Consider the following 8,392-nt stretch of genomic DNA (forward strand, 5'->3'; position numbering starts at 1 on the left):
GAAGCAAGAGGCCATTAAAAGTTTTAAAAAAAAACAAATTAGAAATTTTTCAATCAGTAAAAATGGAAATAAAAAATATAAAAACATTAGGACAGTTAAAAGCTGTTGGTTACAAAAGTAGCAGTATTAAAGACGAATTACGCAATAATCTTCGGGAGAAAATAAAGTCAGGAAAGCCTGTTTTTGAAGGTGTTCATGGTTTCGAAAATACGGTAATTCCGGAATTGGAGCGTGCCATTCTTTCTCGTCATAATATCAACTTATTAGGACTTCGTGGTCAGGCGAAAACACGTTTGGCACGTAAGATGGTTGAATTGTTAGACGAGTACATTCCGTTTGTGGCGGGCTCGGAAATTAATGACGATCCGTTAAATCCTATTTCACGTTTTGCCAAAGATTTAATTGTGGAGAAAGGTGAAGATACGCCTATTTCATGGCTGCATCGCAGTGAGCGTTTTTTCGAAAAATTAGCTACACCCGATGTTACTGTTGCCGATTTAATTGGAGATGTCGATCCTATAAAAGCAGCAAACTTAAAGCTTTCTTATGCCGATGATCGTGTCATTCATTTCGGAATGATTCCGAGAGCCAACCGCTGTATTTTTGTAATTAATGAGTTGCCGGATTTACAAGCCAGAATTCAGGTCGCTTTATTCAATATTTTGCAGGAAGGTGACATTCAGATTAGAGGATTTAAATTGAGAATGCCTTTGGATATGCAATTTATATTTACAGCCAATCCGGAAGATTATACCAATAGAGGAAGTATCGTAACGCCTCTAAAAGATAGAATTGGTTCGCAGATTCTCACGCATTATCCTGAAAGTGTTGCCGTTGCAAGAGCTATCACAGAGCAGGAAGCCAAACTGGATGAAACACAGCACAAATTAGTTTATGTGCCGGCGCTGGCCAGAGACATTTTAGAACAGATTAGTTTTGAAGCACGCGAAAGCGAATATATCGATAATAAAAGTGGAGTAAGTGCCAGAATGAGTATCACCGCTTTCGAGAATTTAATGAGTACAGCAGAACGTCGTGCCTTAAAAGCCGGAGTAGATAAAACCACTTTGCGTTTGTCTGATTTTGTGGGTATTATTCCTGCTATTACCGGAAAAGTAGAATTGGTTTACGAAGGAGAGCAGGAGGGAGCTGCCGTGGTAGCACAAAATTTAATTGGTTTAGCCATCAGAACTTTATTTCCAACGTTATTACCGCGAATAGAGAAACTTGAAAAACCGGGAGAAAAAACACCTTATTCAGATGTGATCGAATGGTTTTTTGCCGAAAGCGGTTTCGAATTGTTAGATGATGCTTCTGATTTAGAGTATCAGAACATTTTAGATGAAGTAACTCCGCTGGATGTTTTGTTGAAAAAATATTTGCCTCAACTGGATAAAAAAGATCAGTATTTCATGAAAGAATTTATTTTGTGGGGATTGGTCGAATACAAAAAACTGAGCAAAGACCGTTTTGCTCAAGGACATCAGTTTAAAGATATGTACGGAAGTTATATTAGTAAATTGTAGTTTATACTCTATTTTTTTTACAAGCCCTACAGGTATATGCAAACTTGTAGGGCTTATTCTTTTGTAAAAAGCCCATTACCAGTTTTATTTCATCTACCTTGCTCCGTTGGCTGTATTTGCAGTTTCCCAAAATAAAAATGGAAGATAGTTTCGAAGATTTGATTGCGAGTTATATAGAAAACAAGGTTGGAATATCAGAGCATTTTTTAAGTCCTGAACTGGCCAATCATTTAAAGCAAAATCTAATAGATTTAAATCGTAAAAGTTTGTTGCTGGCTGCAGGAATCGGAAACTCAGAAAAGCTGTCTTACGATGGAGCGGTACGCAGTGACTCTATTTATTGGCTGGATAAAAAACACAACAATGTTTTTGAAAATGAGTTTTTTGATAAGATAGATGCTTTTATAGTGTATTTGAATGAAAGTTGTTATACCGGAATTACGGGTTATGAATTTCACTATTCTTTATATGAAAGAGGCGATTTTTATCTGAAGCATTTAGATCAGTTTAAAAACAATTCCAGTCGAAAATATTCGATGATCAGTTATCTTAACAGCAATTGGCAAGAAAGCGATGGTGGAGAATTAATGATCCATCAGGAAAATAACAATCAAAAAATTGCACCTACGCAGGGAAAAACGGTTTTTTTTAAAAGTAATGAATTGGTGCATGAAGTTCTGGTTACCCAAAACACCAGAATGAGTATTACAGGCTGGTTAAAAAGCGACTAAAATCGTTTATCATTATACCCGACAAGTTTTAAAAATCTGTCGGGTTTGAGATTTTTTTAAAAGATATTGATATATCAATTATATTTGTATCAAATAAAAAAAGTATGCAACTCGAAAATCCAACCGGAACAGCTCTGTACTCCTTAGAGAAAGCAATAAAAGAATATCGAAGACTGGCACAAAAAAACATTACCAAGGTCGTAAAAGATATTACCGTCGATCAATGTCTGGTCTTAATTATACTAAACAACAATCCGGACATTTCCCAAAATGAATTGGCTAATCTTGTATTTAAAGACAGTGCTTCCATTACGAGAATGATTGAATTAATGGTGAAAAAAGAATATATAAGCCGTACAATTCACCCTGTGGATCGAAGAAAATTTAATCTGGAAATCACTAAAAAAGGAAAAAAAACACTTGACGATATACAACCCGTTATTAAGATTAACAGGCAAACGGCATTGGAGGGCTTGTCTCTGGAAGAAATAGCGTTATTGGATAAAACACTCCATAAAATAATCATTAACTGTAAAAACAATTAGCATGAAATCAGGATTAACACTAATCGTATTGTTGGTATTTATGTTTGGATATTCACAAATGGGGCTTAGTATACAATTAGAAAAATACATGGATGCACAATTTGCAGTTAATGATTTTAGCGGTACAGTATTGGTTTCTAAAAACGATTCGATACTTCTAAAAAAAGCATATGGCTTTGCGAATTATGAGTGGAAAGTAAAAAATGTAGTCGATTCAAAATTTAGCCTGGCTTCAGTTTCAAAGCAATTTACGGCTGTAGCGATTTTGCAGTTAGCGGAGCATAAAAAGTTATCATTGGAGGATCAATTGAGTAAGTACTTTGTTGGTTTCCCTAAAGGTGATGTCATCACTTTAAAAATGATGTTAAGTCATAATTCAGGTTTTCAAATGGATTTTGATGAACTGTATTTGGTAAGAACAGATCTCAATAAAGATTCTGTTTGTACGTATCTGGCAAAAAAACCTTTGCTGTTTGAGCCGGGAACCAGCACAGCCTACAGTAACATTGGATACTATTTATTAGCGCGCATTGTTGAAAAAGTATCGGGACAATCTTATGAAGAGTATTTAAGGCAAAATCTGTTCGATAAAGCTAAAATGTACAATTCCGGAGTTTCTACTAGTGATGCTGTAGTGGATAAAATGACTCAGTTGTATTATTTCAATGATAATAAATTAACTAAAAATCCATACATCAATTGGAATTTCAATCGTGGTCATGATGGTATATATTCAACTGTTGAAGATTTAAATTTGTGGAATAAAGCACTTTTCGACGGTCAGACTTTGCTATCAGAGGAATCTAAGAAAAAAATGTTTACATCGTATAATGAACAGAACTTTGGTTTTGGCGTAATAATCAACCCTGTTTACAATCAGGGACATCAATTAATTGCGCATGATGGCGGTTTCTTTGGGGCAATGACATCCTTTAACAAATTTACTGTCGATAAAGTTTTTATTACCGTTTTATCCAACAACCAGTCAAAATCGTATTATATTGCTTATGGCCTTGCGGGAATATGTTTTGGGAAAGAGGCAGAGCTTCCGTACAAACATATTCAGGTGGCTGGAGATGCGAAGGCTTACGATCAATATGTAGGGGAGTATGAGAATATTAAAATTGTAAAGAAAGAGAACAAACTGTATTATGCGGGTTCTGCTATCGAATTGTTGCCGGAATCACAAACAAAGTTCTTTCGCTCAGATAATAATAATACGACAGTAGAATTTATTAAAAATAGTAAAGGAAAAATTATACAGTTAGAAATTAAAAAGGCTGGAATAAAAGAAACAAAAAATAGAACAAAAGGAGTTTAAGCGTTATTTTTGCATTCAAAATATAATCCTATGTTGTTTCTTATCCTCAGTATTTTATGCAGTGTAATTGTTGGTGTGATTTTTAAAATAACGCGAAAATACAATACACATCCCACTCAGATTATTGCGTTCAATTATATTGTGGCTTTAGCACTGTGTTATTTTACTTTTAGCCCAAATCTAAAGGAAGTTGATGCAAACGCTCCCTGGAACATTTACATTGCGATTGGGATATTATTGCCGGCAGTCTTTTTGTTTCTGGTAGCTTCCATAAAAAATGTTGGGATTGTGAAAACAGATACAGCCCAGCGATTATCATTATTCATCCCAATTCTGGCGGCCTGGTTCATCTTTAAAGAAGAATTTAATACCTATAAAATTATCGGGTTACTAATTGGCTTTCTGGCGCTTTTACTCATCTTAAAAAAGCAACCGGATACTACAGAGAATAAATGGATTTATCCCGCGGTGGTTCTGGTAGGTTTTGGAATTATTGATATTCTCTTCAAACAAATCGCTCTTTATACTACTTTGCCTTATCCAATCTCTTTGTTTGTGGTGTTCTGTATCGCCTTAGCAGTAGCGTTTTTAATTTCGATTTATGAAATAGGCATAAAAAAGAGGAAATTGGACTCCAAAAATATCCTTTTTGGTGCCCTGGTGGGGATTTTTAATTTCGGAAATATCCTGTTCTATTTAAAGGCACATAAAGCATTTGCTGAAAACCCATCGACAGTCTTTGCAGGAATGAACATGGGAGTTATTGTTTTAGGAAGTTTTGTTGGTTTGCTTTTTTTCAAAGAAAAATTATCTAAAATTAACTTTATTGGTCTCTTTTTAGCTTTAATAGCCATCATTTTTATTGTTATTTCTCAGTTTAAATAAATTTTTTCATAATGTATTGTGTTGATTAACAGTTATTATTTGTTAATTTTTTCATTTTACAAAAATAAACTCTACTAATTCTATAGAATTTATAAAATATATTTTATAGATTTGCAATAACAATGAAGAACTATAGTCAAAATATCATCTCATCTTTATGTGGCTTCACGATGTGTCGCATGCAGGACTATGTGATGAAATGGCGTTGATAGAGAAATTTACTTGTTATTTTTTTTTTTAGCCTTTCATGCACCAATGAAAGGCTTTTTTTAGAACTGGAAAAAAAGAAACAAAATGAGAACCAAGAGAAATACCAGTGTTATGATGCGACGCTGTTTTAGGAAAATCCTATGTTAGAGTAAGTATCCATAAACCTTAGAAAAAAATTTTGTAAAAGATAAAATATAATAACCCCAATTAAACGATATAATATGAGTGCAGAATTAATAAAACAGAACCCCTTTCAATCCATGATTGATCGTTTTAACATTGCCGCAGACATTCTTAGATTAGACGAATCGATCAGGCAAAAACTCCAGCGTCCGGAAAAGCAAATTGTCGTTAATTTTTCAATTACCCTGGACAACGGTTCTGAAAAGAACTTTGAAGGTTATCGTGTTATTCACAATACGGCTTTAGGGCCTTCAAAAGGTGGAATCCGATATGATAAGGGAGTGAACCTTGACGAAGTGAAAGCACTGGCTGCCTGGATGACCTGGAAATCGGCGGTAACCGGGATTCCGTTTGGAGGAGCAAAAGGCGGAATTATTTGTGATCCCACGACACTTTCTAAGAATGAGTTAGAGAAAATTACAAGAGCTTATACCAAAGCTTTAATAGATATTTTCGGACCTGAAAAAGATGTTCCGGCTCCGGACATGGGAACGGGTCCCGATGAGATGGGATGGTTGATGGATGAGTTTTCGATACTTCACGGCAAAACAATTCACGCGGTAGTAACTGGAAAACATTTGCATTCCGGCGGTTCATTAGGCAGGGTAGAAGCAACAGGAAGAGGGGTTAGTATCATCACTTTATTAGCCCTTGAAAAATTAAAACTTAGACCTGCAAAATCTACGGTAGCCATTCAGGGTTTTGGAAATGTGGGATTGCATTCGGCCTTATTTTTATTTGAAAAAGGACTTAAAGTAGTAGCGGTTAGTGATGTTTCCGAAGCGTTTTACAATCCTGAAGGACTTAATATTCCTGAATTGATTTTGTACTACAATTTGAACAATAAAAGTATTAAAGGATATCCGAATTCAATTGCTATTAAACATGAGGATTTATTGTTGTTAGAAGTGGATGTATTGATTCCTGCTGCCACAGAAGATGTGATTACACAAAAGAATGCTAATGATATTCGCGCTAAAATTATTGTGGAAGGTGCCAACGGACCGGTTTCTTCCGATGCAGATAAAATACTACACGATAACAATGTTTTAGTGGTTCCGGATATTTTGGCTAATGCGGGTGGCGTTACAGTTTCGTATTTTGAATGGCTTCAGAATTCGCTACTGGAGTCCTGGAGAATTCATCAGATTAATACACGCCTAGAGGACATCTTAGAAAAGGGATTTGAGACGGTTTTCAGAATTGCCGCCAAACATAATGTAACACCGCGCATTGCAGCTTATATTATTGCGTTGAAAAAGGTAGCCGACACTCAATCTGTAAAAGAAGTGGCGCTGGATACTCCGAAATTTAAGCAGAATTAAAAATTAGATTTTTAATAGTAAAGATTGTTTTCATCAATTAATAAGAAGATTTTCAGCTGAAAAGAACTTGTTGCTTGATGAAAATGTCTTTGTTTTTATAAGGATATAGAAGTACTACTGCTGTGTGTTTTTTTATGAATTAAATACGTATTTTTTAAAATGGAACATATTAATTTTCTAGCTTTCGCGATGCCTGCTTTTTTTCTCTTTCTTTTTTTAGAATACAAGCTTGCACAACGACGAAAGAGACCGGAAATTTTTAACTATGAAAGTTCAGTTTCAAATATTAGCATTGGCATTGCAGAACGGTTGATCAATTTGTTTGTGGCGGCCAGTTTTTACCAGTTGTATTATTTGATTTATGATAATTATCGATTTTTTGACATTTCGAATAGTGTTTTGGTGTGGATTGCCTTAATTCTTGCCACCGATTTTGTCTGGTATTGGTACCACCGATTGGGGCATGAAGTCAATTTTTTCTGGGCAGCACACATCGTACATCATCATAGCGAAGAGTTTAATTTTACTGCGGCTGCCAGAATTACGACTTTTCAGGCCGTGATTAGAACAGGATTTTGGTGTGTACTGCCGCTTATTGGTTTTCACCCTTCTATGGTGATTACCATGCTGATTGTACACGGAGCTTATTCTTTTTTTACGCATACACAGCTTGTTGGCAGAATAAAATGGCTGGAGTATGTTTTTGTTACGCCTTCTGTACACGGTGTGCATCACGCCTCTGATGAGAAATATCTCGATAAAAATTACGGCGATATGTTTACCTTTTGGGATCGTCTTTTCGGAACTTTTCAGGAAGAGGAAGAAAAACCAAAATACGGTTTAACACATCCACTCAAAACGTATAGTTTCTTGTGGCAGCATTTTCATTACTATTTTGAGATTTACGAGCTGTGGAAGCGCTCAACAGGATTTAAAGCAAAATGGAAAGCGGTATTTGGCAGTCCTGCCCATATGGATCAGGATATTCGACCAACCCTAGAGAAACGTTTTCTACAGGACAAAGCGAATCCGCATCAAAGGCTTCGATTTAAGAATTATCTCTATATCCAGCTTGGGCTTTCTACGCTGCTTTTAACGGTTTTTACGTATTGTTTTGAAGGACTAAATGTCTCGGACAAAATTTTTGTACTGTTACTTATTTTGGTAACATTAGTAAATTGTGGGGCATTATTAGAACAAAGAAGATGGATTTATTATCTGGAATACTTGAGAATTTTTATGGTAACCACTTATTTTTTATACGAAGAAAATTTGCTTTCCTTTTTCTTCATCCCGCTTGCGATTATGATTTTTGCTGAACAATTATTCTCACTTAGTAAACATTATCAGGAAGTTGTACTGCAATTGGAAACTTCTGAATAGTATAACTAATCGCCACGAATGCACGAATTTGTATTTCAAATAATTCGTGCATTCGTGGCGAAAAAACATAGAAGTTTGTTATTTGTAGCAAACTTATAACCTTGAAACCTTTTGGAATTTTAATTTTTCAGTGCCTCGCGATTATGATTTTGCCGAGCAATTATTCTCACTTAGTAAACATTATCAGGAAGTTGTACTGCAATTGAAAACTTCTGAATAGTATAACTAATCGCCACGAATGCACGAATTTGTATTTCAAATAATTCGTGCATTCGTGGCGAAA

At 35.2% G+C, this 8,392-nt stretch carries 7 protein-coding genes; all 7 read left to right on the top strand.

Annotation, left to right across the window (positions count from 1 at the left end; all coding sequences use genetic code 11):
- Positions 1-62 precede the first annotated feature (62 nt).
- Positions 63-1,526, top strand: a complete 1,464-nt coding sequence (locus JO950_RS13460) for an AAA family ATPase (protein ID WP_202703104.1) — start codon at positions 63-65, stop codon at positions 1,524-1,526.
- 137 nt (positions 1,527-1,663) lie between these two features.
- A complete protein-coding gene (locus JO950_RS13465; protein WP_202703105.1) occupies positions 1,664-2,257 on the top strand; it encodes a 2OG-Fe(II) oxygenase family protein in 594 nt (197 codons plus the stop codon).
- A gap of 104 nt (positions 2,258-2,361) precedes the next feature.
- Positions 2,362-2,802, top strand: a complete 441-nt coding sequence (locus tag JO950_RS13470) for a MarR family winged helix-turn-helix transcriptional regulator (RefSeq protein WP_202703106.1) — start codon at positions 2,362-2,364, stop codon at positions 2,800-2,802.
- 1 nt (position 2,803) lies between these two features.
- Positions 2,804-4,123: a serine hydrolase gene (locus JO950_RS13475; protein WP_202703107.1), complete on the top strand. Its 1,320-nt coding sequence runs from the start codon at positions 2,804-2,806 to the stop codon at positions 4,121-4,123.
- A 30-nt stretch (positions 4,124-4,153) separates the two neighbouring features.
- The gene (locus JO950_RS13480; protein ID WP_202703108.1) at positions 4,154-5,008 is read left to right on the top strand and encodes an EamA family transporter; all 855 of its coding nucleotides are present in this window, start codon (positions 4,154-4,156) and stop codon (positions 5,006-5,008) included.
- A gap of 431 nt (positions 5,009-5,439) precedes the next feature.
- Positions 5,440-6,726 (top strand): Glu/Leu/Phe/Val dehydrogenase, encoded by a 1,287-nt coding sequence (locus JO950_RS13485; protein ID WP_230000651.1) that lies wholly within the window; start codon positions 5,440-5,442, stop codon positions 6,724-6,726.
- A 159-nt stretch (positions 6,727-6,885) separates the two neighbouring features.
- A complete protein-coding gene (locus JO950_RS13490; protein WP_202703109.1) occupies positions 6,886-8,109 on the top strand; it encodes a sterol desaturase family protein in 1,224 nt (407 codons plus the stop codon).
- The last annotated feature ends 283 nt before the right edge of the window (positions 8,110-8,392 follow it).

Origin of the sequence: Flavobacterium sp. UGB4466 (assembly GCF_903469665.1) — a bacterium.
GTDB lineage: Bacteria > Bacteroidota > Bacteroidia > Flavobacteriales > Flavobacteriaceae > Flavobacterium > Flavobacterium lipolyticum.

Bases quoted from the DNA above. Each gene is read 5' to 3' on its own strand.
- JO950_RS13460 (WP_202703104.1), top strand. From the start codon at position 63: ATGGAAATAAAAAATATAAAAACATTAGGACAGTTAAAAGCTGTTGGT.
- JO950_RS13465 (WP_202703105.1), top strand. From the start codon at position 1,664: ATGGAAGATAGTTTCGAAGATTTGATTGCGAGTTATATAGAAAACAAG.
- JO950_RS13470 (WP_202703106.1), top strand. From the start codon at position 2,362: ATGCAACTCGAAAATCCAACCGGAACAGCTCTGTACTCCTTAGAGAAA.
- JO950_RS13475 (WP_202703107.1), top strand. From the start codon at position 2,804: ATGAAATCAGGATTAACACTAATCGTATTGTTGGTATTTATGTTTGGA.
- JO950_RS13480 (WP_202703108.1), top strand. From the start codon at position 4,154: ATGTTGTTTCTTATCCTCAGTATTTTATGCAGTGTAATTGTTGGTGTG.
- JO950_RS13485 (WP_230000651.1), top strand. From the start codon at position 5,440: ATGAGTGCAGAATTAATAAAACAGAACCCCTTTCAATCCATGATTGAT.
- JO950_RS13490 (WP_202703109.1), top strand. From the start codon at position 6,886: ATGGAACATATTAATTTTCTAGCTTTCGCGATGCCTGCTTTTTTTCTC.